Genomic DNA, 22,456 nt, shown 5'->3' with positions numbered 1-22,456 from the left:
TAGAAAGCGCCCTTTTTTATTCTTAGCCAGCGGCTTAAATTATTGCCAGTAAATCGAGCTTAAGTGCATTGGATCTGCCTCATAAGCGTCGTTCAAAACATCAATAAGTTTTTGGACGTTTTTAGCACCAATGTTTTGCTTCAAAGCTTCACCGCCGATAACACCGATATCAAGACGTTTTGAAACAAGGGTTTCATCAGTCAAGACATCATAAAGAGCATCAAAATTTTTGCCGTATGTCGCAGGCAATTTCAATGCTTTCGCAAAGATCTGGTGTAGTTGTTGGAGCGATTGAACGTCGTTACCTTCAATAGTCAGAATAATTTCGTCACCGGCTTCAGTAATCACAGCGCCAGGAATAGAGGTTTGAATACTCTCTGGAGCATCGAACAAGTCTGCACGCGCCTGAAGAGAAACCATCGTCACACAAGCCACCAAAAGACCAAGAACTGATTTCATGAAATCCTCCGTTTTTAAAGATGCGGCACTATATCACGGCCTCGATAGAAATAGACAAATGCCCTCACCTCTTGCGGAAATATCAGAAAGCCTTTTCTTTTTTTCCAAGGCTGACCGTTTTTTGTCCATGTCCCACTGACCAAGCTTTAGACAGTAAGTCTTTAAACCCGCAAAACTGCCATTTTGATGCCCTAATATTTTAATTTTAGCCTGGGCTGCTTTCCCTTTTCCTTTTCTCTAAAAGTTCGGTATGAGTGGCCCATTCCAAATTTCATATGGGGGATTTATGAAAAAGATTTTGGCTTTAGTTATCGCGGGTCTTAGTTTTTCTGGTGTTTCTGCTCAAGCATCTTCTTGTGTTGATCAGCTTCCATTGGCTTTGAAATACGGTGTTTCTTATTTGTCTTTGATGGAAACCGGTAACTTCGGCCCATTCGATTACACTTATGTTGGCCGTTCGGCAGAACAAATTTGCAACGACTTGACCGATTCAAACATTGAACTTCTAAGTGCTCAAGGTGACTATGCTGCGATCATGGGGTTCGCAAATCAAACTTGTACGGTGAATATGAGACTCACAGGCTCGGGCAAAATCATTTCGATTACTTTGAAAGCTTGCACTGCGAAGTAGGAAATCATTTCGTGGTTTTCAAAATCTAATATAAAAAAAGGGAAGCCTGGCTTCCCTTTTTTTTATTTCAAAATCACAGTAATGTTCTTATCGGCTGGCAGTTGCGAGCCGACCGAGGGAAGGACCTCAGAAACTATCCCCTGTCCTACAAATTTGACTTTAATATCTTGACCGCTGATTCGACGAAGCACTTCGCGAGTGGAAAGATTCATCAAGTTCGGAACGCTATCTCCAGTTTTCATGGCAGTAGCCTGATCCAACTCTGCCGCTGTCAGAACTGGTTTAGCCGGCTCCGATTTCACAATCTTTGGAATCACTAATGGAGCTTTCTTTGTTTTCGGATTCACTGTGCGCTCATCCCCCAACATCAAAGGTGCGATACCTTCTTTGCGAACTGCATAAGAAGCAATTCTCGCAAACAAAGGAGCTGCCACCGTTGCGCCGTAATACGCTTTACGTGGCGAATCTACTGCCACATAGATCACAAACTTAGGATCGTTGGCAGGAATAAATCCAGCGAAACTGGAAATATAAGCGCCCTTGAGATAACCACGACCATTTGGATTTACTTTTTGTGCAGTCCCGGTTTTACCGGCAACCATGAAACCATCAACACGTGCATTCGCACCTGTTCCGATTTTCAAGGTCGTTACCCCCAAAAGCATCGCACGCATTTGCGCAGCTTGCTCTGCCGTCAACACACGGCGGATCGGCTTTACTTTTGTTTCTGTTGTTTCACCTGTTTCAGAATCACGCACAGACTGGACAATGAATGGTGTATTTAAAACACCGCCATTTGCAATGGCCGCATAGGCATTTGCAATTTGCAGCGGAGTCACAGCCACACCCTGGCCGAATGAAATATTACTTAGCAAGTGAGGGCGCCATGGCAAAGCCTGCACCATACCGCGCGCTTCGCCGGGAAGATCGATCCCTAATTTTTGACCGAAGCCAAAATCAAGAAGATCTTGGCGAAGACGGTCCGCTCCCATCTTGAAAGCGATTTTCGTCGTTCCGATATTGGATGAAACAGCCAAAATTTCCCCGACAGTCAGATCACCGAATTTCTCTTTTGTTTCAGCTTCGCGGATGATTTTATCGCCAACTTTATAACTTCCGTTTTCACAGAAAAACTTTGTATTAGGCTGAACCGTGCCGTCGCGAAGGGCCCCTGCAATGACCAAAGCCTTCATTGTTGAACCTGGCTCAAAACCATCTGTCACAACTTTATTGCGACGATAATTTGAAGGTGTTGTCATCGCTTTATTGACGTCGAAAGACGGTGCCGACGACATCGCAAGGATCTCTGAGGTCTTCGCATCAAGAACAATACCCACCGCATGATCCGCATCGAATGTTGTCACCGCATTTTGCAATTCGCTTTCCAACGTGTATTGAAGATCTGAATCTATTGTCAGCTTCAATTCATTACCGTCAGGATTTTCGGTGAACATCAAGCCATCATTAATCAATGGTCTGCCACGAGCGTCGCGTTTAATGATGACTTTCTTTTGATTTCCGCGAAGCGCTTGATCGTAACCAAGCTCCAAACCTTCAAGACCTTGCCCTTCAATTCCTAGGAAACCCAAAGTTTGCGCAAGCAAAGTTTCATTTGGGTAAACGCGGCGCCATTCTTCTACGAAGGAAAGACCGCGAATGTCCCAGGATTTTATTTCGTCAGCTTTGTCCTGTTCGATCAAACGCTGAATCCACACAAATCGGCGCGACCCGTCTTTGATCTTTGAATACACTGCCTCAGGGCTTTGATTCAAAACTTTTGCAATCTTCCGAGCCAAAACTTTGCGATTCTCCAAAAGCTTCGGATCTGCATACAAAGAATAAGCGGTTGCGGACATCGCAAGATCGCGACCATTGCGATCTACAATCGCGCCCCGACGAGCCTGAAGCGTGATCTTTGTTTTAAACTGACGATTTTGAAGCGCATTCAAACGATCATTCGGCAAGAACTGCAAATACGCAGCACGCATCATAAGCATGGACCATAGAAGCAAAATACCTACGAAGATAAAGACAATACGTGATTTCAAAACTACAGATCCTTTTTGGCAACTTTACTAACGACTTTTTCTGTATCTTTAGAAACTGTTGATTCAACAACACCCGTCAGATGAATGATCTGATTGGCCTGAACCTTTTTTAAAGTGAATTTTTGCTGGGCGACGTGCTCAAGCAATTGCGGACGCGTGATCTTCGCCAGTGCGATTTCTTTCACACGACGCTCTTCCAAAACTTTTTTGTGCTCGCGGGTTAATTTCAAAACGCTGTAACCCATGCGACGTTCTTCCATTTGCAGGAAGACGATTGAAAACAGCGTGAAAATGATAAGCAAAATACTGAAGAAAGGTTTTAGTTGCCTAAAGTTCTCTGAGCTCATCCTGAGCACTCCTCTCGAAAACTCTCAACTTCGCACTGCGCGAGCGAGAGTTCATATCCAGCTCTTCCTGAGATGGGACTATGACTTTTTTATAAACAGGTCTTCCCAAAGCTTCTGCATCTCGGAAGATATTTTTAACGATACGATCTTCTAACGAGTGGAAAGTAATCACAGCCAAACGACCACCAGGCTTCAATGCCTTCATCATCGCCGGCAACGCTTCACCAACCACTTCAAGCTCTGAATTCACTGCCAAACGCAGAGCCATGAAATACTTCGTCGCAGGATGATGACCTTTTACTTGCCATCCATCCACGCGCTCGATCAAACCAGCAAGTTGAGATGTAGATTGAAATGCCTTTGTTTTGCGATCATTCACGATCGCACGTACAACACGAGATGGGCGATGGACTTCGCCGTACTCTTTGAAGATTCGAATGAGATCGTCCTCTGTTGCCGTATTCACAAGCACCTCAGCCGTCAAACCTTGTTGCTGATTCATTCGCATATCCAGGGGGCCATCGTGATAAAAACTAAAGCCTCGCTCTGCCTGGTCCAATTGCGGAGAGCTCACACCTAGATCTAAGAGCATCATATCAAAGTTTTTTAAATTATGATCTGAAAACTGCGAGAAATTTCCATGAATTACCTCAAGCTCCCCTTTCTCGACTTCCGTCTTGAAACGGGTTTTCGCATAATTGACTGCAGCTAGATCTTGGTCCATGACCGTGGCTTTCATCTGGGGAACCACGTGCTTCATCGCCATATAGTGACCACCCCGGCCAAAGGTCCCGTCGAAATATCTGACATCAGCGTGAGTGCGATAAGGATGAAAGGCAGCAATCACTTCTTGCAGCAGAACGGGATAATGTTCCTTCGAAAATTCAATCGGAAGCTCGACCTTAGGCGGGATGATCTCTTCGTGTCGCTCTATTTTTTCGCCTGATTTTGGTTTGTACTTTTTCATGATGAAACTTTCGCTGTAATGGAATTCCCGTGGAATTTTCAAGGTATGAATTATTCCATTGAGCGTCAAGTAGCTTTCCCTTATCCTGAATTAAGAAGCTGTCTCTAATTAGACAAATTTTTGGCGAAAGATTTTTAAAGGATTTAAATTTCGATGCTGATTAAATGCCCGCGTTGTGGCTTTCAACAACCTAAAGATAAATATTGCGCTCAATGTGGCGTTGATATGGAAAGCTTCAAGGCGCCGGAAGTTCCTTTCTTCAAAAGATTTTTCAACAACGTTCTTGTTCAATTAGGTTTGTTACTTGTCGTGGCCTCTATCCTTGGAGTCTTCATTTATCAACGTGGCCAAGAGAACATCCAACAGCGCGTAACGTATTTAAAATCCTCCATACAAATCAATTCATCAGAGTTAAACCCACCACCTCCGCCGCCACCCATGGTTGCGCAAAATACCCCAACGCCCCCACCGCCGGAAACCACTGAATCAGCTTCGAAGGAAGCTCCCACGAAAGCGGCAGATGTTAAAGTGACTCCGAAGGAAACTCGCGGCCTGGCGAAGACTCTAGCTCCCCATCTGATTGTATATTATGCGGAAGTACCGCGCTCGGTGCTGGCAAATATTTATGAGGCGAGCCAAGCCACAGGTCAGTTCATGTCATTTAAAGACTACACCGCAGGAATCCTTCCGGCTGTTGATAAGAGAGTCACTAACGCCAATGTTAAAATTCTTCATCGCGAAGACAAGCCATTGGACTCATCAAAAACTCTACAATGGTTTTATGGCCTAAAAGATCGAGCGAATCCATCAGTTGAAATTGGATTGACGACGTTCTTTGAATTGAACGATTTGGACAGTAATAATCTTCGCGGGAACCTGGAGATTCAACGCACGTGGCGCGAACCGGGTGCTACCGGTGGTTTCGAGATCCAAAGAAAGTCCTTCCCGGCTATTTTTGAAATCGGCGTGGGTACAGGGTTCTTCATTTCTGGTGTCATGCCGACACAATCATTCCTGGAAAATGACGACGAATTGACATCAATTGATATTTACAAAATTTTACGCTCGCCACAGTTCAGATCCGGTGATAGTGATTTTGTGATCTTTATTGAGTTTTCGAAAAGCAACTAGGTAACAAACCAGGATTTCATCATGGCTCAATTTCAATCGGAAATGAGGCACCACTATGGGCCTCAGGTTCATATCATCGACAGCCCCTTCTTAAATGGTCTTCTTGCTAAACTTTGCCATCCTGACTGCTTCCAACCCGAAATCAATCGCATCGTAGAGGTTCTTTACACTCATCTCATTTCGCTTACGATGAATAACGAGTTTGACCAGGAACAGTTCGAGCAAGTGACGCGCATGACGCAAATGCATCCCGAGCAAAAACTCAAAGGCAGCCGACTGTCTCAAGCACAAAAAGCTGTCAGTGTAAACTTAGCTCGCGCCGGGACTTATCCCAGTCACATCTGTTACAATTTCCTACATTTCTCTCTTCCCGCAGTAAATGTTCGGCAAGATCATATTTTCGCTGCGCGCATGACAGACAACAAAGATCATGTGACGGGGGCCAACCTCGGTGGAATGAAAATTGGCGGAGATGTTAAAGGGGCTCACGTGATTTTCCCTGACCCCATGGGTGCGACGGGTAACACCATGGTGACCGCTATCAACCACTATAAAAAGCACATTGAAGGTCCCGCCAAGAAGTTTATCTGCCTTAATTTGATTGTGACGCCGGAATATTTGAAGAATGTTCTGGCGGCTCACCCCGAAGTCGTAATCTATGCCTTAAGACTTGACCGTGGCCTGTCTCCTCAGGCAGTTTTAGATGCGACTCCAGGCCAATATTGGGATCAAGAACGCGGTTTGAACGACAAGCAATATATCGTTCCCGGTGGCGGCGGTTTCGGCGAGATCATGAACAATTCTTTCGTGTAGACTAAGAAAGGCTTCTTCCTATGACAATGACTAATTTGACTCTAAAACCTTACATCACTGAAGAAAAGATTCAGGCAAAAGTAAAAGAGTTGGGTGCTACTCTGACAAAAAAATTCAAAGGCGAAAAAGTTGTCGCTGTTTGCGTGTTGAAGGGTTCATTCATGTTCTATTCTGACTTGATCCGCAATATGGATGCTGACATCACTTGTGAATTCTTTGGCGTTGCTAGCTATCATGGCGGCACTTCTTCATCAGGCGAAGTAAAAGTCACATTGGACCTTGCAAGCCCTGTTGAAGGCATGCATGTGATTCTTGTTGAAGATATCGTTGATACAGGCCTTACAATGAACTATTTGAAAAATGCTATCTTGTCGCGCAAACCAAAAAGCCTTACGACAATTGCTTTGCTGGAAAAACCAGAGGCATTGAAGGTAAAATGCGACATGGATCACGTTGGTTTCAAAATTCCAAATGACTTTGTTGTTGGATACGGCCTTGATTATCAAGGTTACTACCGCAATCTTCCATACATCGCTCAAGTTCAAAACTTCCAATAGATCGTTTGAACATCTGAAAAAAAGAGAGTCCGTGGACTCTCTTTTTTTATCGAAGATCGAATAACAAAAATTCCGTTTCTTTACTGGCTTTGATCTTGAGAAGATCTTCATCTTGAACCGCCAAGCCATCGCCAGATTTCAAGGTTTGACCATTCACTTCGATCTCACCTTCTGCCAACTGGATCCACACTGCTCGCTCGGGACGGATCTTGAATTCCAACGTCTTTCCCTCCTCAAGAACTGACGCATATAAGTCCACATCTTGATTGATCTTCTGACTGTCCTCACGACCATCTCTTGAAACCATCAGACGAAGAGTATTCAATTTTTCTTCACGACTGAAAGCCTGTTGAGTGTACCCAGGTTTTGCCCCCGCTTTATCTGGCATAATCCAAATTTGAAAAAGCTGAAGCTCGTCAGTTTTTGAAGGGTTGTATTCGCTATGGCGAATACCTGTCCCCGCATGCATTGTTTGAATTTCACCAGCATTGATTTGACCGACATTACCCATACTATCGCGATGCTCGACTTGTCCTTTCAAAACATAGGTAATGATCTCCATGTCATTATGTGGATGAGTCGGAAAACCCGAACCCTTCGCAATCCAATCTTGATTGATCACTCGAAGATCGCGGAATCCCATAAAGCGTGGATCGTAGTAATCAGAGAACGAGAAGGTGTGATAGGATTTCAACCAACCTCCGAATTCTGCGAAGCCTCTGTCTTCGGATACTCTGTGATACATCATAAAATCCTCCTCCCCGTTTTTAACTACGGTATTAGCTTAGTCCCTTTTATCAGGGGTTGAAGCGGTTCTGCTCGGTCATGCCGAGGAACATTCTCAGGGATTGTTCTTTTCAGGTCCCGTTTCCAATACTAAGAATATACCTAACTAGACGATCTAAAAAAATTATAATTTTTTGATTAACTTGATCTAATTTTTAGATATACTAACCCCAAGATGACTTTAGACCAAATTCAGGTTTTACAAACAATCGTTCGCACCGGCAGCTTCCGAGCTGCCTCCCAAGAGCTTCACCGCGCTCAGAGTGCTGTGAGCTATGCTGTGCGCACTCTTGAAGATGAACTCGGATTTGCGATCTTTAATCGCGAGCACTACCGTCCTGAATTGACAGTGCAAGGTAAAGCCTTCCTAAGAAAGTCAGACGACTTGATCTTCCAATTCGATCAGGTGAAAGAAACAGCCCAATTTTTAAAACGTGGATACGAGCCCCAAATCAGAATCGCCGTGAGTATGTTGTGGCCCCTCCCGCAACTCATCAACATGCTCAAGGAGTTCACTCAGAGGTTCCCGCAGACTGAAATCAAAATTATCAACGATGTTCTAAGTCTTGATGAACAGTTGATTGAGGATCACGCGGATCTAGCTCTGGGCACAGTTTTCAATGATAAAGGCTTGCTACAGACACAGCCGCTTCTAGCAGTGAATATGCTACCCGTCTGTTCAGCAACCCATCCTTTGGCGAAGATAAAAAAGCCAACGGCGGATGATCTGGGGAAATATCCACAAATTATTCTTTCAAGCACCTTCAAGGGCTCGAATCGTTCCGGGGGAATCGTGAACCCTCACAATGTGATTTCTGTTCAAGATTATCTGACTAAGAAAAGCTTCCTTGAGGCAAACTTAGGCTGGGGTCGCATGCCCGAACATTTGGTTAAAGAGGAAATCAAGAAGAAATCTTTTGCACAACTCAATGCAAAACCAATCGAAACGCAGCTTTATATCTCACGTCATTCAGGAAAAGAGTTGGGTCCCTGCGGTAATTTCATTTGGAACTACTTTTCAAATGGACAAAAGAAGACCAAGAAATAAAATTACACCAAGCATCGCAAAAAGGTACGGCGTACCTTTGGAGGTTGAATGAAGCAGTATCACGATTTAATGAAATTTGTTTTGGAGAATGGAACAAGGAAGCAGGACCGTACTGGTACTGGAACTATTTCTGTCTTCGGTTATCAAATTCGCTTCAACCTTGAAGAGGGTTTCCCCCTTTTAACGACAAAGAAACTTCATACACGTTCTATCTTTCATGAACTTTTGTGGTTCTTGAAAGGTGAAACAAATATCAGCTATCTCAAAGAAAACAAAGTCACGATCTGGGATGAGTGGGCTGATGAAAATGGCAATTTAGGTCCGGTGTATGGTAAACAATGGCGTTCGTGGGAAACGGCTGATGGTCGCACGATTGATCAAATTACCAACGTGATTGAACAGATTAAGAAAAATCCTGATTCTCGTCGTTTGTTAGTGATCGCTTTCAATCCTGGTGATGTCGATAAAATGGCTTTGCCACCTTGCCATGCTTTCTTCCAGTTCTATGTAGCCAACGGAAAGCTTTCTTGTCAGCTTTATCAAAGAAGTGCGGATATTTTCTTAGGAGTACCATTCAATATCGCAAGCTATGCACTATTGACTCACATGGTGGCGCAAGTTTGCGGTCTTGGCGTCGGTGATTTTATTCACACTCTGGGCGATGCACACTTGTATTCGAATCACTTGGAACAAGCGCAGTTGCAGTTGACTCGCGACTTCCGACCCCTTCCGCAATTGAAATTGAATCCAGATGTGAAAAACATCTTCGACTTTAAATACGAAGATATCGAAATCGTGGGTTATGATCCGCATCCAGCAATTAAGGCTGAGGTGGCCGTATGATTTTGACCCATGTCGTGGCGTGCTCTGAAAATCGTGTGATCGGCAATAAGGGGGATATTCCTCCTTGGAATTTGGCCGAGGACATGAAGTTTTTCAAAGACACTACGAAAGGTCACATCATGATTATGGGAAGAAAGACCTTTGATTCTTTCAACGGTCGTGCCCTCCCCAATCGTTATCATATTGTGATCACACGCAACCCTTCAGAGCATTCTTTCAACGCCCCAGAGACGAGCCCTGTGGTTTTCGTCGCAAGCCTTGAAGAAGCCGTCGCTCACGCAAAGCCATTGACTGCAAAGTGGGGCGACGAAGTCTTCATCATCGGCGGCGGAGAGATTTATAAACAATCGCTCGAAAAAAATCTGACGGACAAAATCTATCTAACACTTGTTCATCGCGAGTTTCACGGCGACACTCATTATCCAGAAATCGACGAAAAAGTTTTCAAGTTAGTCGCACGTCGTGATGTGGAAACGCCTATTCCTTTTTCGTTTCTGACATACATCCGAAGCTAAGGTCTAGAATTGAGTCTCAATTTGAGATCTCTGCTTTTTTCACTCAGAGAACGCGATATTTTTTCCGAGAATAAAGATGTAGCTCGGAGATCTGATGGACACAGCGAAGAGATTTCAGACAAAAGAGAAAGCGCACATCGAAGTCTACGGACACATCGGTGTTCTTGGCGCTCACCTTCGCAACCTGTCCCAGACCGGCGCCTTCCTCGAAGTTTCTGACGGGGATTACGTCCCGCAGAAAGGCGATCTTCTAAACCTTACAGTCACGTTAGATTCTTTGAAGAAAACATATAATATCGCGGCCGAAGTTATTTGGGCCAGCGGTATGGGACTTGGCATTTGCTTCATTAACAAAGACGAAGTCCTAGAAAGAATGATGGCCAAAGCGGGCGCCTTCTAATATAAATGGAGCATGCAGCTCCACACTAATGTCGATTTATCATCTTATAATACTCTAGGCCTGCGCTCTTCCGCGAATCTTTATACGGAATTGCACAACATCATTGATCTTCATAACTTGATTCAAAATGAAAGTGTAAAGAATGAAAAATGGCATATCCTTGGCGGTGGCAGCAATCTTGTTTTGCCCGAACAAATCAAAGGCCTGGTGATCAAAGTGGCCAATAAGGGCCGCGAGTTGATTCAAGAAGATTCTGACTACTGGTATGTGAAGGCTCAAGCCGGTGAGGTTTGGGACGAGTTCGTACAGTGGACCTTACAGCACGGTTATCACGGCTTAGAAAATCTGTCTTTGATTCCAGGGACTGTGGGTGCAGCACCAATTCAGAATATCGGTGCTTATGGTGTGGAAGTGAAAGACAGTTTGTTCGAGGTCACTGGTATTGATCTTAAAACCGGCGAGCTTAAAACCTTCAGCAACGAGGAGTGCAAATTCTCGTATCGCGACAGTTTCTTTAAGCAAGAAGGTGCAGGAAAATATTTGATCTGGGATGTCACATTCCGCCTTCCTAAAAAAGTAAAGCTGCATCTTGAATACGGCGACATTCAAAAAGAGTTAGACCGCCAAGGTCTTGATGAAAATCCAGAGAATATTTCCAAGGCCGTGATTGCGATTCGTACAAGCAAACTCCCCGACCCAAAGAAAATTGGCAATGCGGGAAGCTTCTTTAAAAATCCCATCGTGCCATCCTCTCAAAAAGATGAACTGTTAAAGCAGTATCCTGCTCTTGTTACTTTCCCCGCGACGGATGGAAAACATAAGTTGGCTGCGGGATGGTTGATCGATCAATGTGGCTGGAAGGGCAAGAAACTTGGGCCGGTGGGCATGTATGAAAAACAAGCTTTGGTTCTTGTGAACCATGGCGGCGCTTCAGCAGAAGATGTTTGGAAACTGGCAACTGAAGTTTGTGCCGATGTGAAAAATAGATTCGGTGTCGATATCGAACCGGAACCGATTCGTTGGTAATCAAAAAAGAAAAGGACCCTCACGGGTCCTTTTCTCGTTCCTACAACTTACTAGTGTAAATAGATTGTTGCTTTTTCAGCATCAAGCTTCATCAAGCGATTGTAAACTGGAACTTTCTTAAGAGCTGGAGTGTGGTCCTCGAACTTAACTTTCGCAACTTTAGCAGCTGTGAAAGATGGAGTTACTGCCTTAACAGCACTGCTTACATCCGCAAATACTGCTACACCGCTAGTACCAGGTTTAGTGCCGCTGAAGATACCACCGTAACCAGTTACACCGTTAGCCGTGAATGGGAAGAACACGTTTGCAATCACGCCTGAGCTCAAAGAGTCTGAAGTCAATGCATAACCAACAACATATTGAGAAGATGTTGTATCAATGTTTACGTACAATTTAGAAGTTTTGCTGTTACCCAATGGCAAAGAATACCATTTTGCAGTCACACCTGAAGCCGGGAATGGCAAACCGTTTGGAAGTGTTGTCTCCGGATTCAAACCAGATACATGCACTACTGCAGATACATCCAAGCCCAACGTGATATCAGTTGTCGTCGCACCTTGAGAAACTGTGACAGCACCAATTTGTTGAGAAGGGTTGTTTGGATTGTAGACTGGCCATTGAACCGCAACCATTGTCACGTTTGATGACTTGAATGAAGTGGCAACATTCACATAAACATCACCGTTTTGAACCGCAGCAGACACTGTGGCTTTGCTGACGATTGAAGAAGATGAATTTGATGAGTCGTTACAAGCTGCTAGTGAGGCTAAAGTAAGAGCTCCCAAGAACATGCGCGAAATATTTTTTGCGAACATAGATGTCTCCTCTTGTTGAGTTTGTTTGTTTTGAACGGCCTACCTTTCGGCTTCACAAAATAGAACTGAATAGATTCCATAAAAATCTTTTAAAAAGCGTACTAAACATAAAATAATGGTCATTTTTTTGTTAAGGCTATTAAGTTCCAAATTGGGCCCGACCTATTTTGTTCCCTGTCAAAATTATAAACACTTGATTGGCGCGATCTAAAAATTAGCGTACTTTTGCGAGGCGCTGACTTTGCAACTCTTGCAGGCGCGGAGATACGATGGAAACACGTTGGCTGAGAATCGTTTTGGCAGTTCTAACTCTTATGACTTTGATGAGAAGCACATCCTGGGCACAAGGTGCTGAGGCATCGACTGGGGCTTCTAAAGGTTCAGCTCTTTGCCAGGTCTCTCGCAAAGCAAAGCTTGCAATGGATCAACGCGATGACTTGCGGATGAATTGCCTGAAGCAAAAGAAAAACGAAATCAATGTCTCTCAATGTCTGACGATTGCAAACTCGATGGAGTATTCAACGAATGCCGAAGAAGCTCGCTCGGTGTGTCTGTATGATCTTCGCCATCAATTAAATGTAAAAGAATGCCTGACTATCTCTAAAGCTATGGAGTATGCTGATTCAGGTGATGAAGCTCGATGGGAATGCATTCGCCGCTTCAACAAATCAATCACTGAAAAAGAGTGCAAAGTCTTCGCGAAACACATGGCTTATCCAGCCAATGCTCAACGTGCCCAGCAATATTGTGCCTCCGAACTGCAGTAAGACTTTGGTCTAGTTCATTACAGATCTGTAAAAAACCAGACTTGCGTACATGTCGATTGACCCCTAATCTGGCCTCAGGGGACCAGGTCCCAAGAAAGGGAGAATCATTGACATGATTCAGTCTATGGAAAAAGAAAAGACAAAGAAGACCAAAATTATCGTAAAAGCTCCAACTCAAGAACGTTCTCGCCAAACTGTAGCCACAATTTTAGATGCGTGCTCTCGTCTTTTGGTTTCCGAAGGTTTCTATTCAATTACGACTGATAAAATCGCCAAAGAAGCTGGCGTAAGCATTGGTTCCCTTTATCAATTCTTCGGCAATAAAGAATCTGTTGTTCAGGCTGTTGTGAAAAATTTGATGGAGGAAGACAAGCGCCTTATGTCTGAAAAAATGCGCGCGATTTCTCCCCTGCCGCCCGAACAACGCGTGAAAGCAATGATTGAACTGTCTTTCGAAATTTGCCGTCGCAACTACGAATTGCGCGCAAAATTAACGACGATTCAATATTACGTGGCAGAAGCTGCTTATGTTTCTGACTTCATCCGCTTCTTCCAAGAGGTCGTAAGATACAATCTTCCGCAAATTCCTGGAAAAGATATGGATAAGGTTTCTTATGTTATAGTGAATGCGTTCATCGGCCTTGTGAATACAATGGCTATTGATAATCCAAACTATATCAACGACTCTTCTGTTTTGAATGAAATCACTCAGATGTTCTATAAGTACCTGGATATTCCACAGACAGCTTCTGTAGAAAATAAAACAACGACATACGGAAAAGGCGATTTCATCTAAGAACTCCCTTTTTTCGACCAGGAATTCCGCAGTGAGTTCCTAAAATAAAAAACCCGCTCTTTGCAGCGGGTTTTTTCGTTTTTATATTAGATCCTTCTTAACGACGTGCCGAAGCGACGTTACGCTCTTTATGCGCGAGAGAGATCAGCGCGATGTTGTATTTATCTTTTGGAATCGATACAACAGTGCGAGCCGGAATCGAGTAACCACGTTTAGTCACCAATGTTGTTAGATGCGGATTATAAATGGCCGCTTTTTCTTTATCACCATCAAACCATTTCACAAGGTCATGATATTTTACCGACACTGGCAATTTTAAATCCTGCGAATCCAAGGGCTTTGACCAAAGAACTGAGCCGAAATACACGTTGGCGTTCTTTTCGACTTCCAACGCCGCTAAGAAGCAGGCGTAGAAATTTCTAGAGGCAAAGCCGAAGCTTTTACGTGAATCTACATTTTCGATCAAATGACCTAGGTCTTTGGTTTTATATTCCGTCGTCATTTTCTTCACACCTGTCGGACCGTGATTATAACCGGTCACGGCCAGGGGCCATGATTCGAGCATGTTGTAGTTGTTGCGAAGAAGTTTCGCAGCCAATTTAGTCGCCTCTAAAGGGTGATTGCGCTTATCTACACTTGAAGAGATCATTTTATAAGGACGAGCCGTGTAAGGCATGATCTGCCAAATGCCGCTGGCCCCCACTTTAGAGCGAGCCATGATATTGAAAGAGCTTTCAACGAAAGCAAGACGAGTCAACTCCGCCGGAAGCTTGGCTTCACGGAAAATTTTTTCCATATCTTCAAGATAGCGACCTGAATAGAAGATCGCAGTTTGCATACGGTCTTTTTGACCTAACTGAAAACGCAAACGAGACGCCTGGTTCTTATCCATCTTCAAGCGAAGAGCGATTTCTTTCTTCACTTGATCGACCTTCTTTTGCTTCTCGCGATCTGTTTTCAGACCTTTAAGGTCAACAACTTGATAAACAGTTTCAACGCTGTCCTGGTCATGGATAACGCCCTGTTCAGTCGTGTATTTAGAATAGATATCTACCCAAAATTGAACTTGCTTTTCCATTCCTTTAGGAACGGCGAAAGCACCATTAAAATATCCCAAAGCATCTTTTTGATTACTGAAATTTGGAGCCTTCCACATGCGGCTGTCCGCAGACATTACAGGGGCCACTTGCGGAACAACCTGAGCCGCAATACCACTTGAACCCAATGCTGTGGTTGGAGCAGGAACACTGGCTGCTGTTGCTTCTGTCACTGCTGCAGCCTCCGGAGCAACCACCATCGGTGCTTTTTCAGCCACAGCTGTCGCAGTGGCTTTACCATCAGCTTTTGCGACTAAAGAACCGCAAAGCACAGCGCTTAAAATTGAGACACTCATTAACTTCATCGAACGTGCTCCCATCATGGATCTCATTCGGCTTATTTTACTAAGAAGATAAGCAATTTATCAAAAAACTGACGGACTTTTGTTTCATCCGTAGAACCATTGTACATAAAAGTAAAAGTCACAACTCGCCCGTCTTCTAAACCGGCATAACCCGCCAAAGACACAACATTGCTGATGTATCCCGTTTTGGCGCGCACCCATCTTTCTGCAGGGGAATCCTTCATTCTCTTTTTGAGTGTCCCATCAATGCCCGCAATTGGTAAAGAGGTGAGAAACTCAGGCTGGACTCTAAAGTCATTCCTGAGGTGCTGTAGGATTTTCCACATCGCAAAAGAAGACATTTTGTTTTGTCGAGTGAGACCTGACGGACTTTCAATGTGGTATTGATCTTCGGGAAGGGCGAGACTTTTTAAGTGCTCATTGATCAGAACCACACCATCAGCGAGGCTGGCACTCTTTTGTTTTCTCAATGCTCCTAAGTTTTTAGTCAGCATTTCTGCGACATAGTTGTTCGAGAACTTATTCATGTCGGCCAAAATTTGTTCGATGGCTTTGCTATCGCATTCACCGAGAACTTCGGCCTTCTCTGGTGTGACACCATTTTTGATTGAACCGGTTACTTGAACTCCACGTTGAGCTAAGAAAGATCGCAAATTGTAACCCGCCCAAAGGTCTGGCTGAGTGACATTTCTATAAATGGGAACTTCCTTGTAGTTATGTCCAATACTTCCACTGACATGGATAACGTCGCCATCAAATTTCGAATCCTCCTGGCGATCCGCGATCAATTTGTTGTCAGTGCCGGAAGTGGTCTTTGCTTTGTTCACCAAACGCACATAATCATTTTCAGGATCAATAAAGACTTTTGCCTCATGCCCTACCTGCCCAGGGCGTACGAAAATGTTGACCGAGTTCCAATTGAAAGACATCGCTCCGACCGGAGCATCATATGCATGATCGACACGTTCTTTCTGGCGACTGATATCGTAACGAACTTTATCAAATAGTGAATCATCAACGATGATATCACCCTCGATTTTTTTAACTTGGCTGCGCAAAAACGCATTCACCAAAAACCACATGTTTTCAGAGACAAAAGAGGGGTCTCCACCACCCTTCAAATACAAATTGCCCTTAAGAACACCATTCTTGATTTCACCATTGCCTAGTAACTGAGTTTTGAACTTAAATCCCGGTGGGAAATTAGCAAGAACCGCAGAGGCTGTGGCAATTTTTGAAATGGATGCCGGAATCATCTTCGCCTTTGAGTTCACATCAATGATAGTTTTAAGCCCTTCGCCTTCGCCGATAGTGGCATACATCGCTAAATCTTTAAGCTGGACCCCTTGTTTTTTCGCGAGGCTTTGCAGCTCGCTTTCAATATTTTTAGGTTCAACATTTGCTTGGGCATTAAGCACCCATATCACGGCTGTCGTAAGAATCAAAAATCTCATGTGATTACCTCTGCTAGACGATGGTATCGATTGGAAATCCGGTTCGCAAGATTCAGTTCGCAAGAAAAGGACGCCCTTGATAGACTTTAGAGCATGAAAAAACGCGAATGGCTCATCGTGATTCTTCCTCTTCTGGCAACCTGGTTCGTGGACCGCGTCACCAAAATGTGGGCAGCAAACTTAAAACAAATTGTTTCAATTGGCCCACTCCATTTCGTATTGCACCACAATCACGGCGCAATGCTAGGCCTGTTTTCTGATTTACCAAGCGTGTTGAGAATTGTGTCCCTTTCAACAGGCGGCGCATTTCTTCTTTGCACCTACGCGTTGATTCAATACCTGCTTCCCATCAAGTCCCTGACATTACGTTCAGGTCTTTCTATTTTGATTGGCGGAATTATCGGTAACGTCACGGATCGTATCCTGTGGGGTTACGTCGTGGACTTCATCGTGGTGGGAACTCCGTCACTTTCAAGTCCCGCATTTAACATGGCCGATGCCCTTCAGTGGGTCGGTTATGGCCTTATTGTATACGCGATCATTCGCGAAGGTGAATTGCTGTGGCCCGAAAACAATGTGCGCAAGCAATATTGGGTCAATATGAGCTTCCAGCTTAAATACTGCTTCATGTTGATGGCTGTGGGCTTAAGTTTAACGTTGATCAGTCTGGTCTTCTCGTACACATACTTGCGCGTGACGATTCAAGAACTTGTTGGTAACAACCTTTTCTTAATGAATAAGTTCCTGGTTCCATTCGTCATCACCTTCACTGTAATCTGTGTCGCATTTTGTGCGATCTTGTTCGCTGTTGGTCGTTTGATTTCTCACCGTATCGCGGGTCCGTTGTATGCCTTTGAACGATTCTTGGATGAAGCTTTAACCGGCACTGCAAAACCTCTAAAGCTTCGCACAGGGGACGAGTTCAAACATCTGGAAGAGCTTGCAGAAGAAATTAATTCTCGCCTTCAGCAGATAAAAAAAGAGCGCACCGTCAATGTCGTCGAGTATTCCGAAAGTTCCGACGAGAAAGCCGACTCAAAAAAGAAAGACCCGTCTGAATAATCGATTGTGCTCTAAAAAGCCTTCCTAAAACCGGAAGGCTTTTTTATTTGAAAATTGACAATCGAAATATTCGTGGATCATCATGGCCTATTTACTGCCATAAACTCTTTTATTCGTTTATACATCCTCAATTGTTTTACTATCGCACTAAGAAAACAGCACCGAGAATCTCAAAAAGAGAATAAACAAATTAATATGTATTTAAGGCAGTTTTCCGCTCGAGCTTGCTAAATAAAAAGCCGATTGATTAAGTATGTTTAAGGGGAAACTGAGCGGCAGGTTAGCTTCCGCGATCGGGATGATCGTGGGGTTCGGAATTGTTGGTTGCACCAACGTAGTTCCGAAGGTTGCCATATTGAGGAACAACCTCGCCAGCGACAAAGTTGTCTTCGATAGTTTCATTCCTCCAGCAAATCCCAGCAACGACTTAAGCCAAAAATCAGTAAAGGCTTATGGCTCTGGATTTTCTGCGTTTAAGATGATTTTGATTAATGCAACTCAAAGTTGTTCGCAAACGGACTTCAGTAGCGCTACTGAAAGTGCCACAGGAGTTTTAGAATTTACTCCATCTCATGATGGCTCTTATGTCGTATGTGCTATTGGAAAAATCTCCTCAACAGGTCAATGGCAAGATGCTTCGGATGCGGCGACATCATCAGTTTTGGAAATAGATACGATAGCTCCAGAAAATAACTCATTTACAATCAACAACGGCGGCACTTATACGACAAATGCTGATGTGACTTTACACTTGGCCAGCGATGGAGCCACTCAAGCTTATATCAGCCAAACCTCTTGCGATGCGGACGGTGCTTGGCAAACTTATGCCTCAACAATAGCTTATACACTCCTGCACCTTAACGACGTGAACACGATCTACGTCAAGTATCGTGATGCGGCCTTAAACGAAACGGCCTGTATTCAACAGCAAATCACTCACGACAATATTGCCCCGATCGCGCCGACTTTAAGCTCTCCGGCTTCCGGTACAATTTTCAATGCTACTTCGAATTTACAGACAAGTTTGACGATCTCGTGTGAGACAAACTCTACCGTAAGAATTCAAAGTTCAGTCGAAACACTTTCCGGGGTTTGCACCGCCGCTTCGACCTACACTCAAAGTCTAAATTTAAGTAATTACCCTCAAGGCACCCTGGCCTTTTCGATGTCTGCAACAGATGCCGCGGGAAATGTCAGCTCTACCACTGGTTTCTCTTTTATTAAAGACACTGTTACACCTGCCATTCCCACTATCACTCATCCAACTGCTGGTACTGCGATCAACCTTACAAATTACACTGCTCTTTCGTTCAGTGGGGGGTGCGAGGCTGGAGCCACGGTCAACATTGGCTCGGCAACATATGGATATTTGCAGACGACTTGTACTGCTTCAGGAACTTGGCAGCAAGTCATGAATCTTTCAAGTTATGCGGATGGCTCAATCACGATTTCTGTAAATCAGGTCGATGCCGCCGGAAATCAAAGCACTTACACCGCACAAACATACAATAAAAATACCGTAGCGCCCGCGAGTATTGCAGTCACAAACTCATCAGACGTCATCAATCAAAGCAATGTTGGCGCGTTCACTATTCATGGGACGTGCATAGCCAACGCTTCCATCCATATGGATGGTTATAACGTTTCCGATATCACTTGTTCTAGTAATGGCACATTCGCAATTACAACAAGCTATGCTTCAGCCTCCGAGGGATTGATCACGCAAACATTCACACAAAAAGATTCAACCGGAAATACTTCCGCTGTGAGCTCATATCAATTCTTAAAGGACACCCTAGCTCCAACAAGTGTGACAATCTCTGGTATTCCAACACTCACAACCGGTGAAAGCATCACACTCACTCTTTCCGCTTCTGATTTCTATTATTACTCTTATAAATATGGCCCTTCTGGTTCCACAGATTGTTCTGTCACGACGGACTACGGTGCCCAGGTTTCGTCCGGGTCTCCCTCGATCACTGTAACCACTTCGTCCTATCCAACAGGAGGTCTCACAGCTTGTTTCATTGCTTATGACGATCACGGCAACTCGGCATCTCCAGTTACTGCGACCTGGAACAATGATTTAATTCCGACTACTGTCAATATCTCCGAGGTTGAAAGAACTGTGCTTTCAACTTCCGGTGCAACTCAATTTACACTCACTCTTTCATCTGCAAAGAACTATCCGGTCACTGTGAACTATGCTGTGGACGGCGATGCCGTTTATCAAACGGACTACAATCTTCCAACATCGGGCGCTATTACAATTCCTGCCGGATCATTATCTGCCGTTATTGGATTTAGCGTCTTGAATAATAGCTCCGTGACAGGCATTTCCTTGATGCGTTTTACCCTCACATCAACAAATCAGACCATGGTTATGTTGGGTAGTGCTAATTTAGGGCTGCTCTATATCCAACATGGCTCTAGCTTGCCGACAATTGGAAAAGTTGCTGTGGGCTCAAAACACATGTGTGCGATCGATTCGAACTCTGCTTTAAAATGTTGGGGATCGAATAGCTACGGCCAAGTTGGCAATGGAACCACAACAAGCTCATCTACACCGCAAATTATTGACTCAGGAGTTTCTTATCAGTCTGTTTCCGCCGGGGCCCTCCATACATGTGCAATCACTACTTCCGGCGTATTGAAATGCTGGGGCGATTACAATTACGGTAAGCTGGGAATTTCAGGAGCAAGTACTTTTGTCACTTCACCTACAGTCGTCGACGCTGGTACTACTTACTTGAAGGTCTCTGCGGGTGACAATGGCACATGTGCCATCACAACATCTGGCATTTTGAAATGTTGGGGATGTAATAGCTATGGTGAAGTGGGTAATGGAACGACCACAACACAAACAACTCCAGTGACTATCAATTCGGGAACAAATTATTCTATCGTTGCCGTCGGCGTTTATCACACATGTGCAATCACATCGGCTGGTGCTTTACAGTGTTGGGGAAACAATGCTTCGGGCGAATTGGGTGATAATCGTAATGAAAGTTACTCGACCCTTCCTATTACTGTTACCAGCGGAACTGCTTATTCGACGGTCGCAGCTGGTGGCGGCTTTGCGTGCGCGATCACTTCTGCAAACTTATTAAAATGTTGGGGTGCTGCTGATAACGGCGAAGTGGCAAACGGAACAACCACAGCTGTCTACTATCCTGGAAGTGTCGATTCTTCAGTGACTTACTCGTCTGTTTTTGCAGCAACAAATCATGCTTGCGCTCTTACGACTGCGGGTTTGATGAAGTGCTGGGGACTTAACGCCTATGGTGAAGTTGCCGATGGAACGAATGCGACTCGATTGACACCAACGGCTGTCGACACAAGCACTGTGTATACAACAGCGGCCGTCGGGTTGGTAAATACTTGTGGAATCACCTCTGCTGGTGCTTTGAAGTGTTCAGGATCAAATAGTGACGGTCAAGCACCTGACGGCTCTACACCAGTGACAAAATCAACGAAACAAGTTCTTTCGCTGTCTAGCTATAAAGCCGTGTCTGCCGGTTATTATCATACTTGCGCCATTAATCTTAAAAATAATCTTGAATGTTGGGGTTTAAACTCTGATGGCCAATTAGGCGATGGCACTTTAGTAAACCATTTGGTTCCGTACAAAATCGACAATCCAAACACTTATTCTTCCATTGCAGCGGGCGCCTCGCACACCTGCGGCCTTAATGCCTCACAAAAGATTGAATGTTGGGGAGATAATTCGGACTCAGCTGTGGGCAATAACAGCACTTCCGACCAAACGACTCCGGTATTGATCGATTCGACAAACTCGTACTCTATGGTAGCCACTGGAAACTCTCAAAGTTGTGGTATTACGCTCAGTGGATCTTTGAGATGTTGGGGATATAACCAAGATGGCTCTCTTCTAGGAAGTGGAACCGCCGACGTAACATCTCCACAAACTGTAGACTCAACGAACTCATATTCTTTCGTAAGCATCGGCAATACTCACTCTTGCGCCATCACCGCCGCAGGACGCTTGCGTTGCTGGGGACTTAACGATTCGGGACAGCTCGGGAATAGTAGCATCACTATAGGAACGACGGTCACTCCATTGACAGACATCGATACTGCCCATACCTATATTTTTGTTGCAGCAGGATTCAACGAAACCTGCGGGATCACAGATTCAAATGATCTTTATTGTTGGGGTTCAAATACATCAGGCAAGCTTGGCGACGGTACGACCACAGATCGTTATGTACCGACTTTGATTGACTCGGGAGTGAAATATCGCAAAGTCACCGTTGCCGCGACATACGCCTGCGGTCTAACGACTTCGAATGTTTTAAAATGCTGGGGAAGTAATGCGGTTTATACGTTAGGCACTGGGAATACAACAAGCTCTACCACGCCAACAGTGATTGACTCAGCAAATACTTATATAGATGTCTCTGCAAGATATCTTACTACTTGCGGTGTGACGACTTCGAATTCCCTGAAATGTTGGGGTTACGATCCATATGGTCAAACCGGAGATGGCGGCACAATCTGGTCCCATAATATTTTAACAAGTATTATGAAGTGGCTTGTTCCTTAAAACCGCAGACCGTGCTTGCTGA

General features: G+C 44.4%; 21 protein-coding genes. 13 read left to right on the top strand and 8 right to left on the bottom strand.

Annotated features, from left to right (window positions below):
• Positions 1-39 precede the first annotated feature (39 nt).
• Positions 40-459 carry a barstar family protein gene (locus tag VF412_RS01725; RefSeq protein ID WP_331337468.1) on the bottom strand — a complete coding sequence of 140 codons (420 nt, stop codon included), beginning with the start codon at positions 457-459 and terminating at the stop codon, positions 40-42.
• Between the two features lie 286 nt (positions 460-745).
• On the opposite strand from VF412_RS01725, the gene VF412_RS01720 reads away from it, so the two are divergent.
• The gene (locus VF412_RS01720) at positions 746-1,090 is read left to right on the top strand and encodes a hypothetical protein (RefSeq protein WP_331337467.1); all 345 of its coding nucleotides are present in this window, start codon (positions 746-748) and stop codon (positions 1,088-1,090) included.
• A 62-nt stretch (positions 1,091-1,152) separates the two neighbouring features.
• On the opposite strand, the gene VF412_RS01715 is transcribed toward VF412_RS01720, so the two are convergent.
• The 3 genes from VF412_RS01715 to rsmH are packed head-to-tail and all read right to left on the bottom strand — an operon-like array spanning position 1,153 to position 4,452.
• Positions 1,153-3,138, bottom strand: coding sequence for a penicillin-binding transpeptidase domain-containing protein (locus tag VF412_RS01715; RefSeq protein WP_331337466.1), 1,986 nt, complete (start codon positions 3,136-3,138; stop codon positions 1,153-1,155).
• 2 nt (positions 3,139-3,140) lie between these two features.
• Positions 3,141-3,485, bottom strand: coding sequence for a histidine kinase (locus VF412_RS01710; protein ID WP_331337465.1), 345 nt, complete (start codon positions 3,483-3,485; stop codon positions 3,141-3,143).
• Complete coding sequence (gene rsmH / locus VF412_RS01705; RefSeq protein WP_331337464.1) at positions 3,466-4,452, bottom strand: 16S rRNA (cytosine(1402)-N(4))-methyltransferase RsmH; 987 nt, start codon at positions 4,450-4,452, stop codon at positions 3,466-3,468. The genes VF412_RS01710 and rsmH overlap by 20 nt, the downstream gene beginning before the upstream one ends.
• 225 nt (positions 4,453-4,677) lie before the next feature.
• Here rsmH and VF412_RS01700 point away from each other — a divergent pair, with 225 nt between their 5' ends.
• The 3 genes from VF412_RS01700 to hpt are packed head-to-tail and all read left to right on the top strand — an operon-like array spanning position 4,678 to position 6,953.
• Entirely contained in the window at positions 4,678-5,583 is a 906-nt protein-coding gene (locus tag VF412_RS01700) for a hypothetical protein (RefSeq protein WP_331337463.1), read from the top strand.
• 21 nt (positions 5,584-5,604) lie between these two features.
• The gene (locus VF412_RS01695; RefSeq protein WP_331337462.1) at positions 5,605-6,396 is read left to right on the top strand and encodes a uracil phosphoribosyltransferase; all 792 of its coding nucleotides are present in this window, start codon (positions 5,605-5,607) and stop codon (positions 6,394-6,396) included.
• A gap of 20 nt (positions 6,397-6,416) precedes the next feature.
• A complete protein-coding gene (hpt, locus tag VF412_RS01690) occupies positions 6,417-6,953 on the top strand; it encodes a hypoxanthine phosphoribosyltransferase (protein ID WP_331337461.1) in 537 nt (178 codons plus the stop codon).
• A gap of 46 nt (positions 6,954-6,999) precedes the next feature.
• Here the strand turns inward: hpt and VF412_RS01685 are convergent, their stop codons facing one another.
• Entirely contained in the window at positions 7,000-7,701 is a 702-nt protein-coding gene (locus tag VF412_RS01685; RefSeq protein ID WP_331337460.1) for a pirin family protein, read from the bottom strand.
• Positions 7,702-7,914: 213 nt separating this feature from the next.
• Between VF412_RS01685 and VF412_RS01680 the strand changes: the two genes are divergently transcribed.
• The 5 genes from VF412_RS01680 to murB all read left to right on the top strand — a co-directional run bounded on the left by VF412_RS01680 (position 7,915) and on the right by murB (position 11,571).
• On the top strand, positions 7,915-8,787 hold the full coding sequence (locus VF412_RS01680) for a LysR family transcriptional regulator (protein ID WP_331337459.1): 873 nt from the start codon (positions 7,915-7,917) through the stop codon (positions 8,785-8,787).
• Between the two features lie 48 nt (positions 8,788-8,835).
• Positions 8,836-9,630, top strand: a complete 795-nt coding sequence (locus VF412_RS01675; protein ID WP_331337458.1) for a thymidylate synthase — start codon at positions 8,836-8,838, stop codon at positions 9,628-9,630.
• Positions 9,627-10,145: a dihydrofolate reductase gene (locus VF412_RS01670; protein WP_331337457.1), complete on the top strand. Its 519-nt coding sequence runs from the start codon at positions 9,627-9,629 to the stop codon at positions 10,143-10,145. Before VF412_RS01675 ends, VF412_RS01670 begins: the two co-directional genes overlap by 4 nt.
• Positions 10,146-10,239: 94 nt before the next feature.
• Positions 10,240-10,545: a PilZ domain-containing protein gene (locus VF412_RS01665; RefSeq protein WP_331337456.1), complete on the top strand. Its 306-nt coding sequence runs from the start codon at positions 10,240-10,242 to the stop codon at positions 10,543-10,545.
• Positions 10,546-10,557: 12 nt separating this feature from the next.
• Positions 10,558-11,571, top strand: coding sequence for a UDP-N-acetylmuramate dehydrogenase (gene murB / locus VF412_RS01660; protein ID WP_331337455.1), 1,014 nt, complete (start codon positions 10,558-10,560; stop codon positions 11,569-11,571).
• A 50-nt stretch (positions 11,572-11,621) separates the two neighbouring features.
• On the opposite strand, the gene VF412_RS01655 is transcribed toward murB, so the two are convergent.
• Positions 11,622-12,386 carry a hypothetical protein gene (locus VF412_RS01655; protein ID WP_331337454.1) on the bottom strand — a complete coding sequence of 255 codons (765 nt, stop codon included), beginning with the start codon at positions 12,384-12,386 and terminating at the stop codon, positions 11,622-11,624.
• A gap of 269 nt (positions 12,387-12,655) precedes the next feature.
• Here VF412_RS01655 and VF412_RS01650 point away from each other — a divergent pair, with 269 nt between their 5' ends.
• Both VF412_RS01650 and VF412_RS01645 read left to right on the top strand, forming a co-directional pair.
• The gene (locus VF412_RS01650; RefSeq protein ID WP_331337453.1) at positions 12,656-13,153 is read left to right on the top strand and encodes a hypothetical protein; all 498 of its coding nucleotides are present in this window, start codon (positions 12,656-12,658) and stop codon (positions 13,151-13,153) included.
• Positions 13,154-13,265: 112 nt separating this feature from the next.
• Positions 13,266-13,949, top strand: coding sequence for a TetR/AcrR family transcriptional regulator (locus VF412_RS01645; protein WP_331337452.1), 684 nt, complete (start codon positions 13,266-13,268; stop codon positions 13,947-13,949).
• Positions 13,950-14,046: 97 nt separating this feature from the next.
• On the opposite strand, the gene VF412_RS01640 is transcribed toward VF412_RS01645, so the two are convergent.
• Positions 14,047-15,378, bottom strand: a complete 1,332-nt coding sequence (locus tag VF412_RS01640; RefSeq protein ID WP_331337451.1) for a lytic transglycosylase domain-containing protein — start codon at positions 15,376-15,378, stop codon at positions 14,047-14,049.
• A 5-nt stretch (positions 15,379-15,383) separates the two neighbouring features.
• The gene (gene dacB / locus VF412_RS01635) at positions 15,384-16,805 is read right to left on the bottom strand and encodes a D-alanyl-D-alanine carboxypeptidase/D-alanyl-D-alanine endopeptidase (protein ID WP_331337450.1); all 1,422 of its coding nucleotides are present in this window, start codon (positions 16,803-16,805) and stop codon (positions 15,384-15,386) included.
• A 93-nt stretch (positions 16,806-16,898) separates the two neighbouring features.
• Here dacB and VF412_RS01630 point away from each other — a divergent pair, with 93 nt between their 5' ends.
• Together VF412_RS01630 and VF412_RS01625 are read left to right on the top strand one after the other, a co-directional pair.
• Positions 16,899-17,867, top strand: coding sequence for a signal peptidase II (locus tag VF412_RS01630; protein ID WP_331337449.1), 969 nt, complete (start codon positions 16,899-16,901; stop codon positions 17,865-17,867).
• 253 nt (positions 17,868-18,120) lie between these two features.
• Positions 18,121-22,434 (top strand): Ig-like domain-containing protein, encoded by a 4,314-nt coding sequence (locus VF412_RS01625; protein ID WP_331337448.1) that lies wholly within the window; start codon positions 18,121-18,123, stop codon positions 22,432-22,434.
• The last annotated feature ends 22 nt before the right edge of the window (positions 22,435-22,456 follow it).

Origin of the sequence: Bdellovibrio sp. (genome assembly GCF_036384735.1) — a bacterium.
Taxonomy (GTDB): domain Bacteria; phylum Bdellovibrionota; class Bdellovibrionia; order Bdellovibrionales; family Bdellovibrionaceae; genus Bdellovibrio.
Note: the sequence above shows the minus strand (reverse complement) of the source record. Positions and strands in the feature narration are given on the sequence as shown.

Excerpts from the sequence above, each read along its gene's own strand:
- VF412_RS01695 (WP_331337462.1), top strand. The coding sequence starts at position 5,605 with ATGGCTCAATTTCAATCGGAAATGAGGCACCACTATGGGCCTCAGGTT.
- VF412_RS01720 (WP_331337467.1), top strand. The coding sequence starts at position 746 with ATGAAAAAGATTTTGGCTTTAGTTATCGCGGGTCTTAGTTTTTCTGGT.
- hpt (WP_331337461.1), top strand. The coding sequence starts at position 6,417 with ATGACAATGACTAATTTGACTCTAAAACCTTACATCACTGAAGAAAAG.
- VF412_RS01710 (WP_331337465.1), bottom strand. The coding sequence starts at position 3,485 with ATGAGCTCAGAGAACTTTAGGCAACTAAAACCTTTCTTCAGTATTTTG.
- VF412_RS01725 (WP_331337468.1), bottom strand. The coding sequence starts at position 459 with ATGAAATCAGTTCTTGGTCTTTTGGTGGCTTGTGTGACGATGGTTTCT.
- VF412_RS01645 (WP_331337452.1), top strand. The coding sequence starts at position 13,266 with ATGATTCAGTCTATGGAAAAAGAAAAGACAAAGAAGACCAAAATTATC.
- VF412_RS01625 (WP_331337448.1), top strand. The coding sequence starts at position 18,121 with ATGTTTAAGGGGAAACTGAGCGGCAGGTTAGCTTCCGCGATCGGGATG.
- murB (WP_331337455.1), top strand. The coding sequence starts at position 10,558 with ATGCAGCTCCACACTAATGTCGATTTATCATCTTATAATACTCTAGGC.
- dacB (WP_331337450.1), bottom strand. The coding sequence starts at position 16,805 with ATGAGATTTTTGATTCTTACGACAGCCGTGATATGGGTGCTTAATGCC.
- VF412_RS01670 (WP_331337457.1), top strand. The coding sequence starts at position 9,627 with ATGATTTTGACCCATGTCGTGGCGTGCTCTGAAAATCGTGTGATCGGC.
- VF412_RS01630 (WP_331337449.1), top strand. The coding sequence starts at position 16,899 with ATGAAAAAACGCGAATGGCTCATCGTGATTCTTCCTCTTCTGGCAACC.
- VF412_RS01640 (WP_331337451.1), bottom strand. The coding sequence starts at position 15,378 with ATGAGATCCATGATGGGAGCACGTTCGATGAAGTTAATGAGTGTCTCA.
- rsmH (WP_331337464.1), bottom strand. The coding sequence starts at position 4,452 with ATGAAAAAGTACAAACCAAAATCAGGCGAAAAAATAGAGCGACACGAA.
- VF412_RS01680 (WP_331337459.1), top strand. The coding sequence starts at position 7,915 with ATGACTTTAGACCAAATTCAGGTTTTACAAACAATCGTTCGCACCGGC.
- VF412_RS01655 (WP_331337454.1), bottom strand. The coding sequence starts at position 12,386 with ATGTTCGCAAAAAATATTTCGCGCATGTTCTTGGGAGCTCTTACTTTA.
- VF412_RS01675 (WP_331337458.1), top strand. The coding sequence starts at position 8,836 with ATGAAGCAGTATCACGATTTAATGAAATTTGTTTTGGAGAATGGAACA.
- VF412_RS01650 (WP_331337453.1), top strand. The coding sequence starts at position 12,656 with ATGGAAACACGTTGGCTGAGAATCGTTTTGGCAGTTCTAACTCTTATG.
- VF412_RS01665 (WP_331337456.1), top strand. The coding sequence starts at position 10,240 with ATGGACACAGCGAAGAGATTTCAGACAAAAGAGAAAGCGCACATCGAA.
- VF412_RS01685 (WP_331337460.1), bottom strand. The coding sequence starts at position 7,701 with ATGATGTATCACAGAGTATCCGAAGACAGAGGCTTCGCAGAATTCGGA.
- VF412_RS01700 (WP_331337463.1), top strand. The coding sequence starts at position 4,678 with ATGGAAAGCTTCAAGGCGCCGGAAGTTCCTTTCTTCAAAAGATTTTTC.